Here is a 22,304-nt window from a genome sequence, read left to right on the forward strand (position 1 = left end):
ACGGGCCCTACGCCTCCCACCCGGGCGTGCGGGCCACCTCGGGGCTCTCCGTGTCCAGGGGGACGGATCCGGCGCGGACGAGCCCCAGCTGGACGCCCTGGCGGGGCAGGACCGCGTCCAGGAGCCAGTCGGCGGCCACGCGCACGCGGTTGCCGGGCATGGCCGCCAGGTGGTAGCCGCGGGTGACGGCACTGGCCACGGGTCCGGACAGCGGGACGTGCAGCGGGTCGGCCGCGGCCTGGACGCCGCCGAGGTCGACGGTGAAGCCCAGGTCGCGGTGGCGGTACGGGCGGCGCTCGCCGCACCCGAAGGAGGCGGCGATGTTGCGGCCGGCGGTCCGGCCCTGCCGCTGGGCGTGCTGGGCGGTCATGGGGGTGTGCTCGCCGGGCCGCGTGAGGTCGGGCACGGCCGCGGCGTCGCCGCAGGCGAGGACCTCCGGCCGGCCGGGCACGGCCAGGTACTCGTCCACGCACAGCCGCCCCTGCTCCGTGGGCAGGCCGAGGCCGGCGACCAGCGGGTCCGGGCGGACGCCCACGCACCAGACGAGGGAGCGCGTGGGGACGAACTCGCCGTCGTCCAGGTGCACGCCCTCGCGCGTGGCCTCTTTGACGGACGTGCGCGTACGGATCTCCACGCCGCGGCGGCGGAGCACGCGGTCCGCGGTGCGCGACAGGCGCTCGTCCAGGCCGGGGAGGAGGCGCGGGGCCAGGTCGAGCAGGAGCCAGCGGGGGCGGGCGCCCGCCGCGCGCAGAACGCTGTTGCGGCGCACGAGGGAATCCGTGAAGAGCACGCCGTGCGCGGCCACTTCGGTGCCGGTGTAGCCCGCGCCGGCGACCACGAAGGTCAGCCGGGCGGCACACTCGTCCGCGGAGGCCGCGGAGGCGGCCAGCTCGGTCTGGCGCACGACGTGGTCGCGCAGGTAGAGGGCCTCGGGCAGGCCGCGGAAGCCATGGGCGCGCTCGGCGACGCCGGGCACGGGCAGCAGCTTGTTGACGCTGCCCACGGTCAGCAGGAGCCGGTCGTAGCGCAGGGACCCGCGGTCGCCCTCGGGGCCGGTGTACCCGACGCGCCGCCCGTCGAGGTCGACCGTGTCCACCTGCCCGAGGACCAGCCGCACGCGCGGCAGCGTCCCGGTCAGGGACACCGTCACCCTGCGCGGTTCGAGGAGGCCCGCCGCGACCTCGGGGAGGAGGGGCAGGTAGAGGAAGTGGTCGTGCGGGTTGACGAGCACGATCTCGGCGGCGCCGCGCGCCCTGCGGGACAGCTCGCGGGCGGCCTGGTAGCCGGCGAATCCGGCTCCGACGATCACGATCCGGGGTCGGCTGTTCACGACCGCCTCCTGGGTTCCGGTTGCGTGGGTTCTCCGGTGGTCCGCGTTCTCCGGGTGTCCGCCGGGCAGCGGTCCAAACGGGACCGGCCGGATGCCGGGGCCTCCGGACGCAGTGACCGGCCCGGCAGCAAGTCGCTTATTCCGGTCGTATACGGAACTGCACGATTGTGCAGTGGTTCGCGGCCCGACGCTCCCGGGCGCGGCCCGCCGGGCAAGCACTGGACAGGCCCTTGGACGGGCACGGGACGAGCGAGGGGCCGGGCATACCGTGGTGAGCGACGAATACATCAGTTGGCGCAATCATTTCCTGCTGCTCCTCGACCGCATCCCGACGCCGATCGCGGTCTGCCGGCCGGACGGCGAGGTCACGGTCGCGAACCCGGCCATGGCCGCCGAGTGGGGCACGTCCCCGGGCCGGCTGCGCGGCCGGAACCTGCACGAGCTGTTCCGGCCCCGGCTGCCGGGCCGGCTCGACCGGCACATCGAGGCGCTGCGCCTCGGCCGCCGCCCGCGTCACCCGATCGAGGTGCGCTGGCTGGCGGGCGCGGGCGGCGTCGAGCGGGAGGGCGAGCTGCTCGTGGACCCGGTCGGCGACGGCTTCCCGCCGAGCCCGATGCTGCTCGCGGTGCTGCGGGTGCGGGCCGCCGCCGAGACGGTCCCCCGGCCGGCGGAGCCGGTGGCCGAGGTCAGCGTGGTGGAGGGGCACATCCTGGCCCTGGCCGCCGCGGGGGCGACGACGGCCGCCATCGGCAAGGCGGTCGGGCTGACCGTGGACGGGGTCAACTACCACCTGACCCGGCTCACCCGGCGCTGGCGGGTGCCCAACCGCACGGCGCTGGTGGCGAAGGCGTACGTCCTCGGGGTGCTCTCGACGCGCGAGTGGCCGCCCGCCCCGTTCCCTCAGCGCACGCGGGGCGGCGCGTGCCGCAGCACGCAGTCGCCGCACATCCCGCCCGGCAGCACGCGGTAGTAGAGGCAGCAGGTGCCGCGGACGAAGGACGGCGCGGCGTGCGGCGGGCCGCCCGCCGTGAGGGTGCCGGTGCCACGCAGGAGCGGGTCGCCGAGGACGGCGCGGGCGAGTGCGGTCGCGCGGGCCGCGTCCTCCGGCCGGCCCTGGTCGCGGCACCAGGTGTGCAGCACGCGCAGGGAGCCGGCGAGCGAGGACGCGGCGTTGCCCCACAGCAGGCGGCCGGAGATCGCGACGACCGTGCGCGTGGTGCGGTGCAGGCCGGCCAGGGGGCCGTGCAGGACGTGCTCGCGGATCAGGTCCGCGAGCCCGCCGTCCGCGGGGTGCGGCAGGGCAACGGGCCCGGGCAGCCACAGGTCGTCCGGCGCGGTGCGGGCCGGGTGCCAGAACAGCCGGTCACCGGCGAGGTCGGGGACCTCGCCGGTGAGGACCGCCGAGCCCAGGGCGACCGACAGGAGCCGCCCCGCGATGCCCTGATAGGCGACGGACGCGGCCACGCGCCGGTCCTCCGTGCCCAGCCGCTCCGCGACGGTCTCCACCCGGGCCCGCACGGTCCGCTCGTCGAGCAGCGGCCCGTACTCCGCGGCGCCGGCGGGCGCCTCGCCGGTCCGCAGGGCGAAGAAGGGTCCCACGGATGCGAGTTCGGTCAGGCGCATGAGGCGATGATCCCATTCCGCCGGGCGGGGACATAAACTCGGCACCGATCCCTGCCGGCGCGCCCCCGGAGTTCCTCATGCACGACCCCTACGTCCGGGTGCGCGGTGCCCGCGAGCACAACCTCAAGTCCGTCGACGTCGACATCCCCCGCGACGCGCTCGTCGTCTTCGCCGGGGTCTCCGGTTCCGGCAAGAGCAGCCTCGCCTTCGGCACCGTCTACGCCGAGGCCCAGCGCCGCTACTTCGAATCCGTGGCCCCGTACGCGCGCCGGCTGATCCACCAGGTGGGCGCACCCAGGGTCGAGGAGATCACCGGGCTGCCGCCGGCCGTGGCCCTGGAGCAGCGCCGCTCCGCGCCCACCTCGCGCTCCTCCGTCGGCACGGTCACCACGCTGTCGAACTCCCTGCGCATGCTGTTCTCCCGCGCGGGCGACTACCCCGAGGGCGCCGCGCGCCTCGATTCCGACGCGTTCTCGCCGAACACCGCCGCCGGCGCCTGCCCGGAGTGCCACGGCCTCGGCCTGGTGCACCGGGTCACCGAGGATTCCCTCGTCCCCGACCCCTCGCTGTCCATCCGCGAGGGCGCGATCGCCGCCTGGCCCGGCGCCTGGCAGGGCAAGAATCTCCGGGACATCCTCGACGCCCTCGGCCACGACGTCGACCGGCCCTGGCACGAGCTCCCGCAGGCCGACCGCGACTGGATCCTCTTCACCGACGAACAGCCGGTCGTCACCGTCCACCCCGTCCGCGACGCCGAGCGCATCCAACGCCCCTACCAGGGCACGTACATGAGCGCCCGCCGCTACGTCCTGCACACCGTCGCCGACTCCAAGAGCGCCTCGCTGCGCGCCCGCGCCGAGCGGCACCTGGTCAGCGCCGCGTGCCCGGCCTGCCACGGCAGGCGGCTGCGCCCGGAGGCGCTCGCCGTCACCTTCGCGGGGCAGGACATCGCCGCGCTCGCCGCCCTGCCGCTGTCCGCCCTCGCGGAGACGCTCCGGCCCGCCCTCGACGGCGACGGCGCCGCGGCCACCCTCGCCGGGGACCTCGTCGCCCGCATCGAGGTCCTCACGGAGCTCGGCCTCGGCTACCTCGCCATGGACCGGCCCACCCCCACCCTGTCCGCGGGCGAGCTGCAGCGGCTGCGGCTCGCGACCCAGCTGCGGTCGGGCCTCTTCGGCGTCGTGTACGTCCTGGACGAGCCCTCGGCCGGCCTGCACCCCGCCGACAGCGCCGCGCTCCTGACCGTCCTCGACCGGCTCAAGGCCGCGGGCAACTCCCTCTTCCTCGTCGAGCACCACATGGACGTCGTACGCCGGGCCGACTGGATCGTCGAGGTCGGCCCGGGTGCCGGGGAGCACGGCGGGCAGATCCTCTACAGCGGCCCGGTCGAGGGCCTCGCGGACGTCGGGGAATCCGCGACCCGCCGCTTCGTCTTCGCCGAGGAGAGCCCGGCGCCGCGCACGCCCCGCGAGCCCTCCGGCGCGGTGCGGCTGCGCGGCGTCACCCGGCACAATCTGCGCGGCCTCGACGCCGAGTTCCCGCTCGGCGTGTTCACCGCGGTCACCGGCGTGTCCGGCTCCGGCAAGTCCACGCTCGTCGGGCAGGTCCTGGCCGACGCCGTCGCCGCCCGCCTGGAGGGCCGCGGGCCGGAGTTCGCGGCCGAGGGCCTGGCCGCCGTCGACCGCCTGGTGCGCGTCGACCAGAAGCCGATCGGGCGCACGCCGCGCTCCAACCTCGCCACGTACACCGGTCTCTTCGACGCCGTGCGCAAGGTCTTCGCCGCCACGGACGGCGCCCGCGAGCGCGGCTACACCGCGGGCCGGTTCTCCTTCAACGTCGCCGCCGGCCGCTGCGAGGCCTGCCAGGGCGAGGGCTTCATCGCCGTCGAACTGCTCTTCCTGCCCGGCTCGTACGCCCCGTGCGACGCGTGCGCAGGAGCGCGCTACAACCCGGAGACGCTGGAGATTACCTACCGGGGCGCGAACATCGCCGAAGTCCTCGGCATGACCGTCGACGCCGCCGCGGACTTCCTCGCCGGCGTACCCGCCGCGCGCCGCGGCCTGCGCACCCTCCAGGACGTCGGCCTCGGCTACCTGCGCCTGGGCCAGCCCGCCACCGAGCTCTCCGGCGGCGAGGCGCAGCGCATCAAACTCGCCACGGAGCTCCAGCGCACCCACCGCGGCCACACCCTCTACGTCCTGGACGAGCCCACCACCGGCCTGCACCCGGCCGACACCGAGCTGCTCATGCGCCAGCTGCACGGCCTGGTCGACGCCGGCAACACGGTCGTCGTGGTGGAGCACGACATGACGGTCGCCGCGGGCGCGGACCACGTCCTCGACCTCGGCCCCGGCGGCGGCGCCGCGGGCGGCCGTGTGGTGGCGGCCGGAACGCCACGGGAAGTGGCGGGGGCCGCGGGGAGCGTGACGGCACGCTATCTGGCGGAGGCGCTGGCCGGGGGCGGCAGCTGACTACGCGCCGCGCGCCGGAATCCGGAGCCGCAGCGCAGCGCCCACGCGCTCTGGACGCACCGCCCCCCTCCCCCATTACGCTCGGAGCATGACCCACGCCCTGGTCATCGGCGGCGGCATCGCCGGACCCGTCACCGCGATGGCGCTGCGGCGCGCCGGCATCGAAGCGACCGTCCACGAGGCGCATCCGACCGGCGCCGACCACCTCGGGGCGTTCCTCGTCCTCTTCGCCAACGGCCTGGCCGCGCTGCGCGCCGTCGGCGCCGACGAGCCCGTCCTCGCCTGCTCCTTCGCCGCGGACACCGTGGAGTTCCTCGGCCCCACCGGCGCGCGGCTCGGCGCGCGGCCCCTCACCGGCGCGGGCGACGACGGCCTGAGCCCGCGCACCCTGCAGCGCGCGGCCCTCTACCGGGCGCTGCGCGACGAGGCCGTCCGCCGGGGCGTCCGCGTCGCGTACGGCAAGCGGCTCGTGGACGCCACGACCGGTCCGGACGGCGTCGTGGCGTACTTCGCGGACGGCACCCGCGCCGAGGGCGACGTCCTCATCGGCGCCGACGGCATCCACTCCCGCACCCGCACCCTCCTCGACCCCGCGGCGCCCCCGCCCCGCCACACCGGCCAGCTCACGGTCTGCGGCCGCACCCGGGACGCCGGCCACGCCGTCCCGGACCGCACGTACCGGATGGTCTACGGGCAGCGCGCCTTCTTCGGCTGCACGAGCGCGCCCGACGGCTCCACGTACTGGTTCGCCAACATTCCCGCGCCCGAGCAGCCCCGGCCGGCGCTCGCCGCGATCAGCCCCGCCGGCTGGCGGGAGCGCGTCCTCGCGGCCTTCGCCGGCGACCACACGCCCGTGACCGAGCTCGTCGCCGCCACCGGCGACGCGGTCGTCGGCGTGAACGCCTACGACATTCCCACGCTCCCCGTCTGGCACAGCGACCGCACCGTCCTCGTGGGCGACGCCGTGCACGCCACCGCGCCCAACGCCGCGCAGGGCGCGTCGATGGCCATCGAGGACGGCGTCGTCCTCGCGCGCTGCCTGCGCGACCTGCCCGGCCCGGCGGAGGCCTTCGCCGCGTACGAGCGGCTGCGGCGCGAGCGGGTGGAGCGGGTGGTGGCGCTCAGCGCCGCGATGGCGGGGCGCGTCGCGGCCCCGCCGGAACAGCCGCGGACCCCCGCGACGTCCGACGGCGCCGACGACTGGCTGACGTCGTACCGCGTCGAGTGGGACGCACGCGTCAGCTGACCGCGCCCCGTGACGGCCGAGGCGGCTCCGGCACCGCCGGAACGCGCCGTAGTGGCCGATCGCCACCGCGGCGGAAGAATTACGCCGCGCACAGGCCACGTCCGTCCCGCCGGCCGCGTTCGGCCGGTTCCGCCGGCTGACCGCGCCCCGTGCGCCGTCGCCGGTTGACGGCCGAGGCGGCTCCGGATTGCGCCGCCACGGCTGATCGCCGCCGCGGGGGGTAAGTGGTGCCGTCCCGGCCCGCCGGGGCCATCGGGCCGGGACGCGCCGGCCGTGCCGGTCCCGTCCTCCGGCTCGCCGCGGCGGCCCGGCCGCTCGTAGCGTGGCACACCCTTGCGCCACGCGTCCCGCTTGCCGGAGCCGGTCGCTGCGGCAGACTGGAGCCATGCCCGAGCTGCCGGAGGTCGAGGCCCTCGCAGGGTTCCTCAGCGGGCACCTCGCCGGCCGTACGGTCGAGCGCGTGCTGCCCGTGGCCGTGAGCGTCCTCAAGACCTACGACCCGCCGCTCACGGCCCTGGAGGGCAGGGAGGTGACCGGCGTGCGCCGGTTCGGCAAGTTCCTCGACCTCGCCACCGGCGGCGACGGCCCGCACCTCGTCGTCCACCTGGCCCGCGCCGGCTGGCTGCGCTGGCGGGACACCTTGCCGGAGGCACCCCCGCGGCCGGGCAAGGGCCCGCTCGCGCTGCGCGTGCGGCTCGCCGGGGGAGGCGGCTTCGACCTCACCGAGGCGGGCACGCAGAAGCGGCTGGCCGCCTACTGCGTGCACGACGTCGCGGAGGTGCCCGGCATCGCGCGGCTGGGCCCCGACCCCCTCTCCCCGGACTTCACCCTGGACGTCTTCGCCGCCCTGCTGCGCGACGAGCGGCGGCAGCTCAAGGGCGTCCTGCGCGATCAGGGCGTGATCGCGGGCATCGGCAACGCCTACTCGGACGAGATCCTGCACGCGGCCCGCATGTCCCCCTTCAAGCCGGCCGCGAACCTGACGGAGGACGAGACGGCCGCCCTGTACGGGGCGTTGCGCACCGTGCTGCACGAGGCGGTGGAGCGGGCGCGGGGGCACGCCGCGGCCGAGCTGAAGGCGGAGAAGAAGAGCGGGCTGCGGGTGCACGGCCGCGCCGGGCAGCCGTGCCCCGTGTGCGGCGACACCATCCGCGAGGTGTCCTTCAGCGACTCCTCGCTGCAGTACTGCCCCACGTGCCAGACGGGCGGCAAGCCCCTCGCCGACCGCCGCCTGTCGCGCCTGCTGAAGTAGCCGTTCCGCCGAACCCTCGCGGCGAGGACACCACGACGCAACCGGACCGGCGGTGCCGGACCGCCCCGGCCGGTCAATCCCGCGGAATACCCCTCGCATCCGCATGGGCCAGCTCCGAGTGCTTGTACGAGTACGCGAAGTACACCACCAGCCCCACCACGAACCACACCGCGAACCGCACCCACGTCTGCCACGCCAGATACGTGATCAGCCAGATCGACGCGGCGACCCCGATCCCGGGCACCACCGGCACCCACGGGCAGCGGAAGGAGCGCGGCAGGTCGGGCCGCCGGTAGCGCAGCACGATCACCGCCGTGCACACGACGGCGAAGGCCAGCAGGATGCCGATGTTGGTCAGCTCCGCCGCCTCGCCGATCGGGACGAGGCCCGCGATGGCCGCCGACGCCGCGCCCACGATCCAGGTCACGCGCGTCGGCACGTGCCGCGTCGGGTGGGTCTTGGCGAACCACTTCGGCAGCAGGCCGTCCCGGCTCATCGCGAACCAGACGCGGGTGACGCCGAGCATAAAGGTGAACATGACGGTGAGGATGCCGATGATCGCGCCCGCCGCGATGACGTCGGCGATCCCGCCGAGCCCGACCGACTTGAAGGCGGTGGAGAAGCCGCTGGCCTTGTCGATGTCCTTGTAGTTCTGCATGCCGGTCAGTACCAGGCAGGCCAGTACGTACAGCACCATCGAGATCGCGAGCGAGTACAGGATCGCCCGCGGCATGTGGCGCTGCGCGTCCTTGGACTCCTCGGCCGCCGTGGACATCGCGTCGTAGCCGAAGACCGCGAAGAACACCGTGGCCGCGCCCGTGAACGCGCCGCTGATACCGAAGGGGAAGAAGGGGGTGTAGTTGTCCGAGTTGATGTGGAAGAAGCCGACGCCGATCACCAGCAGCACCACGATGACCTTCAGGCCCACGACCACGGTCTCGAAGCGGGCCGCGCTCTTGATGCCCATGTTGAGCAGCCAGGCGATCAGCAGGCACAGCAGCGCCGCGAACAGGTCCACCCGGTGCCCCGCGCCGGTGCCCGGCGCGCCGAGCATCCACGCCGGAAGGTGGGCGTTCGCCTCCCCGAGCAGGAAGTTGATGTACCCGGAGATGCCGATGGCCACCACCGCGACGATCGCCGTGTACTCCAGCAGCAGGTCCCAGCCGATGAACCAGCCGCCGATCTCGCCGAGGACCGCGTAGCCGTAGGTGTACGCGGAACCGGCCCGCGGGATCATGCCGGCGAACTCCGCGTACGAGAAGGCCGCCGCCGCGCTCGCGACGCCCGCGATGAGGAAGGAGACGAGCACGGCGGGCCCGGCGACGCCGTTGGCGATGGTGCCCGCGAGGCTGAAGATGCCCGCGCCGATGATGCCGCCGACCCCGATCGCCGTGAGCTGCCAGAGCCCCAGGACCCGGGTCAGGTGCTCGCCGTGCGCCTCGGTCTCCTCCGCCTCCTCGATCGTCTCGATCGGTTTGCGGCGCAGAATGCCCTGTCCCGTCCGGAGCTCGGCCATGTCATGCCCTCTCGTCGGCGCTGACGGCGGATCATCGCGGTCATCATGGACCGCGCGGGGCGGCGACGGAAGGCGCCGCCCCGCGCCGGCGGGCAGGGTTCAGCCGATGGCGGGTGCCGCGGCGGCGGCCCCGGTGCCCCAGTCCGAGGGGTCGGCGCCGACCGTGAAGCCGAGCCTTCCGCCCCCGGTGATCTGCCGTGACGTCAGATACGTCCGCTCGTAGCGCTCGCCGTCGAGCCGCACCGACTGCACGTAGCGGTCGCGGTCCGAGGTGCCCGGGGCGGTCACGGTGAACCGGCTGCCGTCGAGGTCGACGTCCACGCGGTCGAACACCGGTGTGCTGAGCCCCCACACGTCCGCACCGGGCTGCACGGGGAACACCCCGATGGCGGAGAGCACCATCCACGCGGACATCGTGCCCAGGTCGTCGTTGCCGGTCATGCCGGTGGGCGCGTCGGTGAAGAGGGTGAGCGCGGCGTGCACGACGTCGGTCGTCTTCCACGGCTGCCCGGTCGACAGGTACGTGTACGGGGCGATCAGGTCGGGCTCGTTCTGCGGGTTGTACTTGTCGGCGTTGTAGTAGTCGTACGGGCCGTGGACCCACACCTCGCGGGCCGTGCGCGCGGGGTCGCGGACCAGCCGGTCGTAGGCGAAGAAGGAGTCGAGCCGGGTGTTCGCCCGCTCCCTGCCGCCGATCAGGTCCACCATCCCCGGCAGGTCCTGCGGCACGAGCCACTGGTACTGCCACGCGGTGCCCTCGTGGAAGCAGATGCTCTTCGCCGGGTCGGCCGGGCCCGTGAACGCGCCGTCGGCGCCGCGGGCCCGGAAGAAGCCCGTCTCCGGGTCGTAGACGTTGCGGTAGTTCCGGGAGCGGGCGGCGTAGCGCTCGGCGTCCGCGCGGTGGCCGAGCGAGCGGGCCATCTTCGCGAGCATGCCGTCGGCCAGCGCGTACTCCAGGGTCGCCGATCCGCCCTGGTGCAGGTCGGAGTCGCCCGGCTTGTCCTTGGGCCGGGAGGGCGTGCAGGGCACGTAACCGTCCTTGATGTAGCGGTCGTTGCCGTCGCGGCCCACGTACGGGGAGTCCTTGGGCGGCACGCCGTCCGCGTTGCGCTTCAGCACCCGGTACGCCTCCTCCTCGTGTCCCTTCAGCAGCCCGTGCTGGTAGGCGTTGGTGAGGAAGGGCGTCACCGGGTCACCGGTCATGATGTTCGTCTCGACCGTGCCGTAGCCCCACTTGGGCAGCCAGCCGCCGTCCTCCTCCACCCGCAGCACCGACAGCGCCATGTCCCGCGACTCCTGCGGCGCGAGCAGCGCGAGCAGCTGCGCCTGGGTGCGGTAGGTGTCCCACAGCGACCAGTTCTGGTAGTAGGTGAAGCCGCGGGCGCGGTGGATCCGCTGGTCCCAGCCGGTGTAGCGGCCGTCGGCGTCGCTGCCGGTGTTGGGCGCGAGGAACGCGCGGTACAGCGAGGAGTAGAAGGTGCGGCGCAGCGCTTCGGGGCCGCCCTGGACGCGGATGCCGCCCAGGCGGTGCTCCCACGCGTCGCGCGCGGCGCGGGCGGTGCGGTCGAAGCCGTCGTCCTCCGCGCGCAGGTTGCCGGCGGCGCCGGCCGCGTCGACGTAGCTGATGGCCGTGGTGGCCTCCACGGTGCGGTCGCGGGTGGTGTCGAAGCGCACCCAGGCGCCGTTGCGGCCGGTCGACGTGGACGTGCGGGTGCCCTGGGTGACCTGGTCGCCGTTCCAGGTGCCGAAGGCGGTGAAGGGCCGGTCGAAGCGCGTGATCGTGTACACCGTGTACGGGCGGGTGTCCTGGCAGAAGCCGCGGCCGGTGATGGCGGAGCGGACGGTCCGGGAGTCGAGGACCTCGGCGGTCGTGGTGACCGTGCGGTGCAGCGACTGCCCGGTGTTGAGCAGGACGTTGGCCTTGTCGGTGGCGGGGAAGGTGTAGCGCTGGTGGCCGGTGCGGCTGCCCGCGGTGAGCTCGGCGGTGATCCCGCCGTAGGAGGAGAGGCCGACCCGGTAGTAGCCGGGGCGGGCGGTCTCGTCGCGGTGGCTGAACTCGGCGGCGTAGCGGGCGTTGTCGGTGCGGGTCACGTCACCGGTGGTGGGCAGGACGGGCAGGTCGCCGCCGATGCGGCAGCCCACGCCGGAGAGGTGCACGGTGCTGAAGCCGCGGATGTGGTTGTGCTTGTAGTCGTAGCCCGTGCTGTGGCCGGTGTCGGGGGAGAGCTGCACCATGCCGAACGGCACGGCGGCGCCGGGGAAGGTGTTCCCTTCGTTCTGGGTGCCGATGAAGGGGTTCACCAGGCCGGTGAGCCCGCCGGCCGCCGCGGCCGGCTCCGGGGCGGTGAGCGAGGTCCCGCCCAGTACCGCCGCGAGTGCGAGTGCGGCCGCGCAGGTGCGCGAGCGCAGGTGTCCGGTCCATCTCATCGTCCACGCCCCTCGGGTGACGCCACGTAGGATGCCGACATCGTTGTCAGCGCCGAGGGTAGCGAGTGGTTGACGTGCTGTCATGATGCCCCGCGCGGCATGTGTGGCGACGGGCGCCTCCGGCGGCTCGCGCGTCGGCCGTGCGCCCCGAGGACACTCCCGCCACCGCCGCCGGGCGCGTGATCCTCGCCGGGCCCCGTGCGCGCGGGCGGCGCCCGGCCTCCTCCGCGGCCTCCGCCCGGACAAGCCCCCGCGGGCTGCACCGCCGTACGGGCGGCCCGGGTGCGTTCCGTCACCGTCCCTTGACGGCTCACGTGTTACGTATAACGATCGTCGGGTGACCCCATCCACGAGCGCGTCAGCACCGACCAGGGCCCTGCGGCCGGAGGATTCGGCTCACGGGGAGGTCTCCCCGTGAGCTATGCGGATCTGCTGCGCGGCCCCCATGTAATGCGGCTGCTCCTGGGCACGCTCGTCGGGCGGCTGCCGAGCGCGATGGCCGCCGTCGCGGTCCCGCTGGCCCTGCGTCAGGCGGGCGCGTCGTACGGCTTCGTGGGCGTGGCCGTCGGGGCGTTCGCGGTCGCCTCCGCCGTGGGCGGGCCGCTGCTGGGCCGGCTCGTGGACCGGGTGGGGCAGCCGCGCGTCCTGCTGCCGACGGCCCTCGTGGCGGCCGTGGGCTTCGCCGTCGTCGCCGTCGCGCCCGGCAGCACCGCGGCCGTCCTGGGCGGGGTCGTGCTCGCCGGCGCGGCCACTCCCCCGCTGGAGCCGTGCCTGCGGGCCCTGTGGCCGGACATCGTCGCGCCCGGGAAGCTGGAGTCGGCGTACGCGCTGGACTCCGCGTCCCAGGAGCTGGTCTTCGTCGGCGGGCCGCTGGTGGTGGCCGGCGGCGTGGCGGTCGCCTCGCCCGCGGCGGCGCTGTGGGCGGGCGCGTTCCTGGGCGTCGCCGGGGTGCTCGTCGTCGCCACCGCCCCGCCCGCCCGGGCCTGGAAGGCGCCCGCCCGGCCCGCCGGCTGGCTGGGGCCGCTGCGCAACCGCGGCTTCGTCGTCCTGATTACGGGCCTCACGGGCGTGGGTGTCGCCATCGGCACGCTCAACGTCCTCGTCGTCTCCTACGCGGAGGGGCACCGGCTGCCCGGCGGCGCCCCGACGCTGCTCGCCCTCAACGCGCTCGGCGCGCTCACCGGCGGGCTGGCCTACGGGGCCGTGCGGCGCTGGCGGGTGGCGCCGCCGCGCCGGACGCTGCTGATGATGCTCGGTCTGACGGCGGGGTACGGGCTGCTGTGCCTGCTGCCGGCCCCGCCGTACATGGCCTGCCTGATGCTCTTCACCGGGCTGTTCCTCGCGCCCGTGCTCACCGTCGTGTTCGTGCTGGTGGGCGAGCTCGCGCCGGCGGGCACCGTCACCGAGGCGTTCGCGTGGCTGGTGACGCTCATGACCGCGGGCGTGGCGCTGGGGTCGGCCGTCACCGGCACGGTCCTGGAGGAGGCGGGGGCCACGTGGGCCGCGGCGTGCGGGGTCCTGGGGCTCGCCGTCGGGACGCTGGTGATCCTCGCGGGGCAGGCGCAACTGGTGCCGGGGGCGGCGCGGAAGGATGCCGGGGAGGCGCCCGCCCGCACCGCCGCCTGACCGCGGGCCGGCGCGCGGGTCAGCTCTCGGCCGGAGCCGCAGTGCGGGCGGCCCAGCGCTGTTCGACCTTGCCGAAGCGCCAGTAGCCGAGGGCGGCCGCCCACACCACCACGAACAGGCCGACGATCACGAAGCCGACGTTGTCGAGGTTCAGGCCGGCGATCCAGCCGGTCACCGCGTCGTCCAGGCCCAGCTTCTCGTGCAGGACGCCGACGAGTTCGATGGTGCCGATGAGGAAGGCGACGGCGATGGACAGCCCGGTGATGGTGAGGTTGTAGTAGACCTTGCGGACCGGGTTGGAGAACGCCCACTGGTAGGCAAAGTTCATGAACGTGCCGTCGAGAGTGTCGAAGAGGCTCATGCCCGCGGCGAACAGCAGCGGCAGGCACAGGATCGCGTACCAGGGCACGCCCGCGGCGGCGCCGCTGCCCGCCATCACCATCAGCGTGACCTCGGTGGCCGTGTCGAAGCCGAGGCCGAAGAGGAAGCCCAGCGGGTACATCTGCCCCGGGCGGGTGATCGAGCGGGTGAAGCGGCCGAGGATGCGGTTCATGAAGCCGCGCGAGTCCAGGTGCTGCTCCAGCTCGGCCTCGTCGTAGCGGCCCTCGCGCATCGCGCGGAAGATCCGCAGGATGCCGGCGAGGGCAACGAGGTTGAGTGCGGCGATGAGGTAGAGGAAGCCGCCGGAGGCGGTCGTGCCGACGATGCCGAGCGTCTGGTGGGTGGTGGACTCCTCGTCCATCAGCGTGCCGGCCAGCTGCGTGCCGCCGGCCACCAGCAGGGTCAGCAGCACGACGACGCTGGAGTGGCCGAGGGCGAACCAGAAGCCGACGGACACCGGGCGCTTGCCGTCGGCCATCAGCTTGCGGGTGGTGTTGTCGATGGCGGCGATGTGGTCGGCGTCGAAGGCGTGCCGCATGCCGAGGGTGTAGGCGGTGATGCCGAGGCCGACGCCGTAGACCTTGGAGCCGACGGTGTAGTGGTTGGGGACGACGAGCAGGTAGAGCACGCCGAACGCGACGACGTGCAGGGCGGCGATGACGGCCAGCAGGCCGGCGGTCCGCACGGTGTCCTGGCGGCGCCAGCGGAAGGCGGGCACGGCGCCGCCGGGAGAATCGGTGGGTCGGGACATGGGGTTGAACGCTCCAGCACCTCGTGGACCATTTGCGAGATGCCGTGGCCGGTCTCCTGGCTTACGGGTCCGTTCGCGCCCGTCCCCGCCTTCCCGGCAGCCGGCTGCGGCCAGTGGCTCCGCGCGCCCGTGGGGCGGCGCGCGGAATGGGACGGTCACTCCCCGATCACAGTGGCGAGGGCCGCTCCGGACTGGGACCTCGACGGTCCGTCACCGGTCTTCCCGAACACCACGGCCGGGTCACTTTAACGCCCGGGGGACGCGGATGCGAAGACATCGCAGCTGCGATGGATTTGCAGGGGCCCGCACCGGGCGGCCTTGGCCGGCCCGGGATCACCGCCGCCCCTGAGCTCTGCACGGCACCGCCGGGCTCCGGCGTTTCGGCTTGGCGCCGTTGCGGCGGAAGCACGGGTTGCGGCCCGGCGGCCGAAGCGAGCGGCCCGGGTGCGCGGAGCCCGCTCCCGTTCAGGCCAGGGGCCGCCGCGGGCCGGGCCCGGCTCAGGCCTCCCGCCGGCCCGCCGGCCCCTGGCCGACGGCGTGACCCGGAGCGCAGGGCGTGCGGCTCCGGGCCGCACCCCGCTCGGGCCTCCTGCCGTGCCTCCGGCGCCCGGCCGGAGGCCTGACCCGGAACGCAGGCGCGCAGCCCCGGGCCCGGCCCCCTCAGGACCCCCGCCGGACGTCCAGCGCCTGCCCCCCGAACTCGCCCTCGCCCTCCGACGCCCGCTGCCACCAGGTCTCCAGGGCCGGCTGGTCCATGGCCGCCCAGTCGGGCGTGGCCTGCACCTGGGCGCGGCCCAGCCGGCGGCCGACGCCCACGACGGCGCGCCCGGCGGGCGTCCGCGCCGCGTCGTACGCGGCCACGGCCTCCGCCCAGCTCCCGGCGGAGGCCAGGCAGCGCTCCAGCACGGTCGCGTCCTGCAGGGCCTTCACGGCGCCGCTGCCGGAGTGCGGCCGGGCGACGGCGGCCGCGTCGCCGAGGAGGACGAGCCGGCCCTCCCCGTAGCGCGGCACGCACAGGTCGAGGACGGGCTGGACGTACGTGGCGTCCTTGGGCGTGCGCCGGACGACCTCCTGCCAGTACGGCGGGAAGTGGGCGTCCACGACCGTGCGGTGATATGCCGTCAGCGCGTCGGGGACCCGGCTCGGCGGGAGGCCCGCCGCGTCGTCGACGGACAGGGCGTGGGCCGGGTCGGCGGGCGCGGTGTAGAAGACCCAGTTGGCGCTGGTGCCGGTGCCGCCCGGCCCGGGGATGCGGTAGACGATCATGTGGCCGCCCGGGAAGACGACGGTGGCCGCCTCCTCACGGGCCCACGCGCCGGCCGGCCCCGGCAGCTCCTCCTCCGGGAGGGCGCCGCGCCACGCCAGGTATCCGGCGTAACCGGGCACGGTCGCGTCCCGGGTTGCGGCCCGGACGGCGGAGCGGTATCCGTCGGCGCCGATGACGAGGTCGAAGCGCTCCTCACGGCCACCGGCCAGGCGCAGCACGGCTCCGTCGGGCCCCGGCAGCACCCGCTCGACCGCCGCGCCGCGCTCGTAGGCGACGGAGGAGGGTATGCGGGCCCGCAGCGCGCTCCACAGCGACCCCCAGTTGTACGAACGGAACCCGAACGGCAGCGCTCCCACCCGTCGCCCGGCCCGGCTCCCGTCCTCCCTCACGAACCAGGGGCGCGAGGTCAGCCGCACCCACGGGATGCCCGGGTCCAGGTGCCCGGCCGCCTCCAGCTCGGCGTAGCGCCGCTCGTGGACGGCGAGGCCGATGCCCCGGTCCGCAAGCCCTCCGGCCGCCCGCTCGAAGACCACCACCTCGCCGGCGCCCGCGCGCGCCACGGCGAGCGCGGCCGCACATCCGGCGATCGAGCCGCCCACGACCGCCACCCGTCCTGCAAGCATCCCCCACCCCTTTCGTCACGTCTGCCGCCGACGGAACCTACCCGGCCGTTTGCAGCTGCAGCCACCGGGCGTGTCGTAACGGTGGACGGGGCCGACACGCCGGTGCTACCAGTGCATTGAACGCATAATCAGGTCAGCCGGACCCCATCCGGCACGAGAAGGGGCTGACCGCCATGGCAGGTACGGGAAGACCGCCGACGGATCAGGTCGGCTTCGTGCGCCGGATCGGCCTGTTCCAGGCCACCGCCATCAACATGAGCCAGATGTGCGGCATAGGCCCGTTCGTCACCATCCCCCTGATGGTCGCGGCCTTCGGCGGCCCGCACGCCGTCATCGGGTTCGTCGCGGGCGCCGTGCTGGCCCTGGCCGACGGGCTGATCTGGGCCGAGCTCGGCGCCTCGCTGCCCGGCGCGGGCGGCAGCTACGTCTATCTGCGCCAGGCCTTCCAGTACCGCACGGGAAAGCTGATGCCGTTCCTGTTCGTCTGGACGATGATGCTCTACTTCCCGGTGGCCCTGTCGACGGGCGTCATCGGCTTCGTGCAGTACCTGACGTACCTTTGGCCCGGCATGACGCAGACGCAGGGCGACCTCACGGGCCTGGCGCTCATCGCCCTCGTCGTCGCGCTGCTGTGGGGCCGGGTGGAGAACCTGGCGCGGATCACCGCCGTGCTCTGGTGCGTGATGATCGCCTCCGTCGTCCTGGTGATCGCCGCCGCCTACACCCACTTCAGCCCGGACCTGGCCTTCACCTACCCGGCGGGCGCCTTCGAGCTGACCTCGAGTCATTTCTGGATCGGGTTCGCGGCGGGCCTGACCATCGGCATCTACGACTACGGCGGCTACAACACGACCGCGTACATGGGTGCCGAGATCAAGAACCCGGGGCGCAACATCCCGCGCTCCATCATCTACTCCATCCTCGGCATCATGGCCATCTACCTGCTGCTGCAGATCGGCACGCTGGGCGTGGTCGACTGGAAGGAGATGCTCGACCCGGAGAGCCCCGCGTCCTCGTCCATCGCCTCGGCGGTGATGGAGACGACGTGGGGCAAGGGCGCGGCGGACGCCGTCACCGTGCTGATCCTCGTCACGGCCGTGGCCTCGGTCTTCACGGGGCTGCTCGGAGCCTCCCGGATCCCGTACAACGCGGCCCGGGAGAAGGTCTTCTTCCGGCCGTTCGCCATCCTGCACCAGCGCCACCGCTTCCCCGTGCTGGGCCTGCTGTCCATGGGCGGCATCGGCTGCGTGGCATTCCTGATAGGGCGTCACACGGACCTTGCGACGCTCATCCAGCTGCTGCTGACGGTCGTGGTGCTCGTCCAGGCGCTCGGTCAGATCGCGGCCGTCACGGTGCTGCGGCGGCGCCAGCCCGGGCTGCGGCGCCCGTACCGGATGTGGCTCTACCCGCTGCCGAGCCTCGTCGCGCTCGTCGGCTGGCTCGTCATCTACGGCTACGCGGACCGGAATTCCCCCGGCCGGCACCCCATCGAATGGTCCCTGGCCTGGGTCGGGGCCGGCTGCGTGGCCTTCCTGCTCTGGGCGCGCTACGAGAAGGTGTGGCCGTTCGGGCCGCGGGAGATCAGCGAGGAGTACCTGCACGGCGCCGACCCCGACACCGAACCGGCCGCGGGGGCGGGCTCGGTGCCCGACCCCCGCCCGGACGCCGGGGGCGCCGGTCCCGGCACGGACCCCGACGGCGACCCCGGCACCGGAGTCCCCGCCGAGCGGTGATACTTGCATTCATGCCTGTTTCTGCCTCCCCTCACTCACCTCCCGCACCACGCACACCTGCCGCTCGCCGCAGGCTGTACTGGCACCGTCTCTTCTTCGGGCTCTGGTACCGCCCGGTCGAGATCCTGGACGAGGCGCGGGACCGGAGCGTGTGGGGAGCGGCGGCGTTCCTCTGCGTGCTCTGCGGGGCGCTGGGCACGATGGGCCGGGACTCCTTCTGGGAGGGGTGGCGGGTGGGCCCCGCGTTCGCCCTGGAGGCCATGGCGATAGCCGACGTGGTCCTCGTCCTCGCGAGCCTGCTGCTGGGCATCGCCACGCAGGCGATCGCGCGCCGGCTCGGCGGCAACGGCAAGTTCGGCCCGACGGTCACGCTGTTCGTCGTGGTGTTCTGGGCGACGGACCTGCCACGGCTCGCCCTGGACGCGTGCCTGCCCGGGGACTCCTTCCCTGTGCGGGCGGCCGCCTGGATCACCTCGGCGTTCGGCTACGCCTTCGCCACGCTGCTGATCCGCGGTCAGCACCACCTGCCCACGCACAAGGCCGTCGCGGCGGTGAGCATACAGATGCTGGCGGCGGTGGCCCTGCTGAAGTTCCCGGCCGCCACGGGCTGATGCGCCCGGAGATCCCCTTGAGGGAGTCGACGGCCCGCCCGGTGCGACGGGGGATGCACACCGGGCGGGCTCGAGGACAGTTCTACCTCATCAAGGATGGGTCATGCATCAAAAACCTGTTCGGCTTTGCCCGCTACCAGCGAACAGGGAGCGAAATCAGGCCACGTGCCCGCACCGAGGGCCTCCACGCCAGCTCCTCCCGCGCCACGTCGAGCGCGAGCCCCGGGAACCGCTCCAGCAGCGCCGCCAGCGCGGTTTCCGTCTCCATCCTGGCCAGCGGGGCGCCGAGGCAGTGGTGGATCCCGTGCCCCAGCGCGAGGTGACCGGAACGATCACGGTTCAGATCCAGCCGATCCGGATCGGAAAAGTGATGAGGGTCACGATTGGCGGCGGCGAGGGACAGCAGGACGGTCTCCCCGGCCGGTACGGTCACGCCGCCGATCTCCACGTTCTCCAGCGGAAACCTGCGGATCGCGAGCGCCGCGGGCCCGTCCCACCGCATGAACTCCTCGACGGCCGTTCCGAGTCCGGCCGGATTCGCTCGCAAAGACTCCATCAAGACCGGGTGGTCCAGCAGCGCCAGCACGGCGTTGGCGATCAGGTGGACGGTGTTCTCGTAGCCCGCGAAGAGGATCAGGAACGCGAGCGAGGACAGCTCGTCCTCGGAGAGCCGGTCGGCCCCCTCGCCCCCGTCGCCGTCGCGGACCGCGATGAGGTCGGAGAGCAGGTCGTCGCCGGGGGTGGCGCGCTTGCTCGCGATGAGCTCGGTGAAGAAGCGCATCATGTTGCCGATGGCTTCCTTCATGAGGTGGGTCCGCGTGGGATCGGGCACGAGCATGGCGTCGGTCCACGCCCGGAAGTCCGGCCGCTGGTCCTGCGGCACGCCCAGCAGGTCGCATATGACGGTGATGGGCAGGGGGCCCGCGTAGGACGCCAGCAGGTCCGTACGGCCCTCAGCCTCGACGGCGTCGAGGAGTTCGTCGGCGACCTTGCGCACCGGCTCGCGGAGCTTGTCCACGCGGCCGGAGGTGAAGGCCTTGACCACGAGGCGGCGGATGCGGGTGTGGTCCGGGGGATCCATGTTCAGGAGGTTCTGGTCGAGGGCCGGAGGCAGGCTGAATCCGGTGTAGTTGTCGCGCGCGGCGTTGGCCTTGTCCAGGGACAACCGCGGGTCGGCGAGCGCCCGGCGGACGTCCTCGTAGCGGGTCACCAGCCAGGCGGGCCGGCCGTCGGGGCCGGTGAAGCGGTGGACCGGGCCGGCCTCGCGCAGCCTGGCGTAGGTGCCGTACGGGTCGTTGATGAGCGCGCTGACGTCGAAAGGCGCGGAAGGAGCGGGGTTCGGCATAGGACCCGACTTTAGAAGACCGGTTGAGAAGACCGGCCGCTTGGCGGCGGAGGGACGGGTGCGAGGCCGAAGGCCGGGGTGGCGGGGTGCGTGCCGCACGGCTCGCCTCACCCCTTCGCCTGACCCCGCCGGAGGCGGACGCGCACGGGCGGCGCCGGGACCGTCGTGGTGACGGACCCCGGCGCCGGCCTGTGGCGCAGGCGGCCTTGACCCCCGTCCAGGGCCGCCTCGTCCATGGGCCGCACGCCGTCAGGGACGGCGTGCCGCGCTCATCTCCCGTAGCTCTTCGAGCACGGCGTCGACCATCGGGTCGTGGTAGACGTCCGCGACGAGGGCCAGGTGCTCGTGCTCCTCGGCCGGATCGGCGCTGACGGTGATGACGACGCTGTCGGCGTGCGGTGCGGGCACGTGCCCGGTGACCTGGTTCTGCAGGCCGCGCCGGAGGGCCGCAGCCTCCACGACCGCGGCGCCGCGGCGCTCGTCGAGCGCGGCGCCGGTCGCCTTGCGGCGGGCGATGTCCAGGGCGGCGGGCTCGACGTGGCGGCGGATGCCGCGCTGGATGTCGCGGATCTCCGCCATCTGCCGGTTCGCCCGCCACTCCAGGTCGGCGAAGGGCCAGCGGCCCGTCAGGCCGTGCCCGGTGAGGGTGACCTCGGGGGCGTGCGCGGTGACGTCCTGCCAGAGCGGCTGCAGCCGGCGGAGGCGGTGCCACGCGGCGACCCGGGGCCCCGCGGCGGGCAGTGAGAAGCCGAGCAGGACCAGCAGGGCGGCCACGGAGGCGCTCATCGGGGCGACGCCGTTGGACAGCCAGTAGGCGTCGTGGCCCACCCATGTCAGCACGAATCCGGTGAGCTTGCACAGGCAGTAGAACAGGCCGAGCCAGCAGCCCGCGGCGAGCGTCCGCAGGCCCTTGGCGAGCCATCCCGGGCCGAGCTGCGTGGCGTAGCGCGGGCAGAGGGCGCCGAGGCCGGCGAGGCTCGTGCCGAAAATGGCCAGATACAGCACCAGGAAGGCAACGACTCCGGGCGCGTCGGCGTAGGCGGTGCTGAAGTCGCGGGGGTGCTCCACGGCGTCGGGGCGGCCGACGGCGAAGCACACGATGGCCGCGGCCCAGGCGGCGGTCACGACGGCCACGGCGAACCGGGAGCGCGCGGCGGCCCGCGCGTGGGCGGCGGCGTCGCCCCGGCTGGTCCAGCGCAGCAGCAGGATCGTGGCGCCGGAGGCGAACAGGACCACGGCCGAGTAGAGGAAGACCATGGCCAGGTTGGCGACGCCGGTCAGCCGGTCGAAGGCGCGGTAGACGCTCGGCGCGGAGAACAGGAAGACGACGGGAACGCCGGAGGTCATCAGGGCCGTCAGGCCCAGGTCGACGTTGCCGCGGTCGCGGAACCACGCGCGGGCCTTGTAGCCGACGATGGCCCAGGTGATCGCGCTGAAGGTCAGGTAGAGGGCGTCAAACAACGTCGCCTCCGCCGCTCGCGCCGGCCGCGCCGTGCTCCCGGATCTGCTGACGGACGTGCTGCAGGGCGGGGCCGAGGGAGGCCGCCAGCTCGGCGGCCTCGCCCTCCAGACGGGCGTCCTGGCCGGGCGGCGGGGGCACGACCTTCTCCATGAGGAGGGTGCCGAGGATCTCGGTCTCGCGCTCGGTGAGGTTGTCGTAGCAGTGGTGGCGGGCGAGACCCACGGTCAGGCCCATGCGGCGCATGGCGGTCGCCACGTCGACCGAGGGGGTCCACACCTTGAGGGCGTCCTCGGTGACGGCCGGGTCCTGGTCGTGGCCGAGGAGCAGGTGGCCGATCTCGTGCAGCACGATGTGGACCTGGTGCCAGGGGGACGTCTTCTGCTCGTAGATGACCCAGTACGCGTCGTCGGTGGTCGCGGTCATGCCGGAGACGACGCCGTCGAGGCTCATGGGAACCAGGCGGATCGGGCGGCCGACGCGGCGCGCGACGACGTCGCACAGGCCCTGCAGGTCGGTGGACGCGGGCAGCGCAAGCTCCTGGATGAGCTGCTTGCACCGGCGCCGTATGCGCCCCACTCGCATCCCTGCACCGTCCTCGTCCTCGGTACGCCGCCAGTACGTGAAGAGCCGGTCATCCGTG

16 protein-coding genes and 1 riboswitch are annotated in these 22,304 nt (G+C 74.0%); of the genes, 7 read left to right on the forward strand and 9 right to left on the reverse strand.

Going from position 1 to position 22,304, the window contains the following annotated elements:
• Window positions 1-7 precede the first annotated feature (7 nt).
• Entirely contained in the window at window positions 8-1,330 is a 1,323-nt protein-coding gene (locus IF61_RS0104630; protein ID WP_245684396.1) for an NAD(P)/FAD-dependent oxidoreductase, read from the reverse strand.
• A gap of 271 nt (window positions 1,331-1,601) precedes the next feature.
• Here IF61_RS0104630 and IF61_RS0104635 point away from each other — a divergent pair, with 271 nt between their 5' ends.
• Window positions 1,602-2,300 (forward strand): PAS domain-containing protein, encoded by a 699-nt coding sequence (locus IF61_RS0104635; protein WP_169748796.1) that lies wholly within the window; start codon window positions 1,602-1,604, stop codon window positions 2,298-2,300.
• Here the strand turns inward: IF61_RS0104635 and IF61_RS37405 are convergent.
• Window positions 2,231-2,953 (reverse strand): (2Fe-2S)-binding protein, encoded by a 723-nt coding sequence (locus IF61_RS37405; protein WP_030364933.1) that lies wholly within the window; start codon window positions 2,951-2,953, stop codon window positions 2,231-2,233. The genes IF61_RS0104635 and IF61_RS37405 overlap by 70 nt on opposite strands.
• 77 nt (window positions 2,954-3,030) lie before the next feature.
• Between IF61_RS37405 and IF61_RS0104645 the strand changes: the two genes are divergently transcribed.
• The 3 genes from IF61_RS0104645 to IF61_RS0104655 all read left to right on the forward strand — a co-directional run bounded on the left by IF61_RS0104645 (window position 3,031) and on the right by IF61_RS0104655 (window position 7,922).
• Window positions 3,031-5,424 carry an excinuclease ABC subunit UvrA gene (locus IF61_RS0104645; protein WP_078659963.1) on the forward strand — a complete coding sequence of 798 codons (2,394 nt, stop codon included), beginning with the start codon at window positions 3,031-3,033 and terminating at the stop codon, window positions 5,422-5,424.
• Window positions 5,425-5,512: 88 nt separating this feature from the next.
• On the forward strand, window positions 5,513-6,670 hold the full coding sequence (locus IF61_RS0104650) for an FAD-dependent monooxygenase (protein WP_030364935.1): 1,158 nt from the start codon (window positions 5,513-5,515) through the stop codon (window positions 6,668-6,670).
• Between the two features lie 385 nt (window positions 6,671-7,055).
• A complete protein-coding gene (locus IF61_RS0104655; protein WP_030364936.1) occupies window positions 7,056-7,922 on the forward strand; it encodes an Fpg/Nei family DNA glycosylase in 867 nt (288 codons plus the stop codon).
• A gap of 73 nt (window positions 7,923-7,995) precedes the next feature.
• Here the strand turns inward: IF61_RS0104655 and IF61_RS0104660 are convergent, their stop codons facing one another.
• Both IF61_RS0104660 and IF61_RS0104665 read right to left on the reverse strand, forming a co-directional pair.
• Window positions 7,996-9,438 (reverse strand): amino acid permease, encoded by a 1,443-nt coding sequence (locus IF61_RS0104660; RefSeq protein ID WP_030364937.1) that lies wholly within the window; start codon window positions 9,436-9,438, stop codon window positions 7,996-7,998.
• Between the two features lie 99 nt (window positions 9,439-9,537).
• On the reverse strand, window positions 9,538-11,865 hold the full coding sequence (locus IF61_RS0104665) for a GH92 family glycosyl hydrolase (RefSeq protein ID WP_030364938.1): 2,328 nt from the start codon (window positions 11,863-11,865) through the stop codon (window positions 9,538-9,540).
• Window positions 11,866-12,279: 414 nt separating this feature from the next.
• On the opposite strand from IF61_RS0104665, the gene IF61_RS0104670 reads away from it, so the two are divergent.
• Window positions 12,280-13,491 carry an MFS transporter gene (locus tag IF61_RS0104670; protein ID WP_043187765.1) on the forward strand — a complete coding sequence of 404 codons (1,212 nt, stop codon included), beginning with the start codon at window positions 12,280-12,282 and terminating at the stop codon, window positions 13,489-13,491.
• A gap of 19 nt (window positions 13,492-13,510) precedes the next feature.
• Here the strand turns inward: IF61_RS0104670 and nicT are convergent, their stop codons facing one another.
• Together nicT and IF61_RS0104680 are read right to left on the reverse strand one after the other, a co-directional pair.
• Window positions 13,511-14,623: a Nickel transporter NicT gene (gene nicT, locus IF61_RS0104675; RefSeq protein ID WP_030364940.1), complete on the reverse strand. Its 1,113-nt coding sequence runs from the start codon at window positions 14,621-14,623 to the stop codon at window positions 13,511-13,513.
• A 29-nt stretch (window positions 14,624-14,652) separates the two neighbouring features.
• A riboswitch (cobalamin riboswitch) is annotated at window positions 14,653-14,872 on the reverse strand.
• Between the two features lie 411 nt (window positions 14,873-15,283).
• On the reverse strand, window positions 15,284-16,513 hold the full coding sequence (locus tag IF61_RS0104680; protein ID WP_030364941.1) for an FAD binding domain-containing protein: 1,230 nt from the start codon (window positions 16,511-16,513) through the stop codon (window positions 15,284-15,286).
• Window positions 16,514-16,686: 173 nt separating this feature from the next.
• On the opposite strand from IF61_RS0104680, the gene IF61_RS0104685 reads away from it, so the two are divergent.
• Window positions 16,687-18,246 carry an APC family permease gene (locus tag IF61_RS0104685; protein ID WP_052392395.1) on the forward strand — a complete coding sequence of 520 codons (1,560 nt, stop codon included), beginning with the start codon at window positions 16,687-16,689 and terminating at the stop codon, window positions 18,244-18,246.
• A gap of 11 nt (window positions 18,247-18,257) precedes the next feature.
• Window positions 18,258-18,857, forward strand: a complete 600-nt coding sequence (locus IF61_RS0104690; protein WP_030364943.1) for a hypothetical protein — start codon at window positions 18,258-18,260, stop codon at window positions 18,855-18,857.
• A gap of 133 nt (window positions 18,858-18,990) precedes the next feature.
• Here the strand turns inward: IF61_RS0104690 and IF61_RS0104695 are convergent, their stop codons facing one another.
• The 3 genes from IF61_RS0104695 to IF61_RS0104710 all read right to left on the reverse strand — a co-directional run bounded on the left by IF61_RS0104695 (window position 18,991) and on the right by IF61_RS0104710 (window position 22,246).
• Window positions 18,991-20,202 carry a cytochrome P450 family protein gene (locus IF61_RS0104695; RefSeq protein WP_030364944.1) on the reverse strand — a complete coding sequence of 404 codons (1,212 nt, stop codon included), beginning with the start codon at window positions 20,200-20,202 and terminating at the stop codon, window positions 18,991-18,993.
• Between the two features lie 249 nt (window positions 20,203-20,451).
• Window positions 20,452-21,663, reverse strand: a complete 1,212-nt coding sequence (locus IF61_RS0104705; RefSeq protein ID WP_030364945.1) for an MAB_1171c family putative transporter — start codon at window positions 21,661-21,663, stop codon at window positions 20,452-20,454.
• Entirely contained in the window at window positions 21,656-22,246 is a 591-nt protein-coding gene (locus tag IF61_RS0104710; protein ID WP_245684411.1) for a hypothetical protein, read from the reverse strand. The genes IF61_RS0104705 and IF61_RS0104710 overlap by 8 nt, the downstream gene beginning before the upstream one ends.
• Window positions 22,247-22,304 lie beyond the last annotated feature (58 nt).

It is taken from the genome of Streptomyces roseoverticillatus, assembly GCF_000719265.1.
Taxonomy (GTDB): Bacteria; Actinomycetota; Actinomycetes; order Streptomycetales; family Streptomycetaceae; genus Streptomyces; species Streptomyces roseoverticillatus.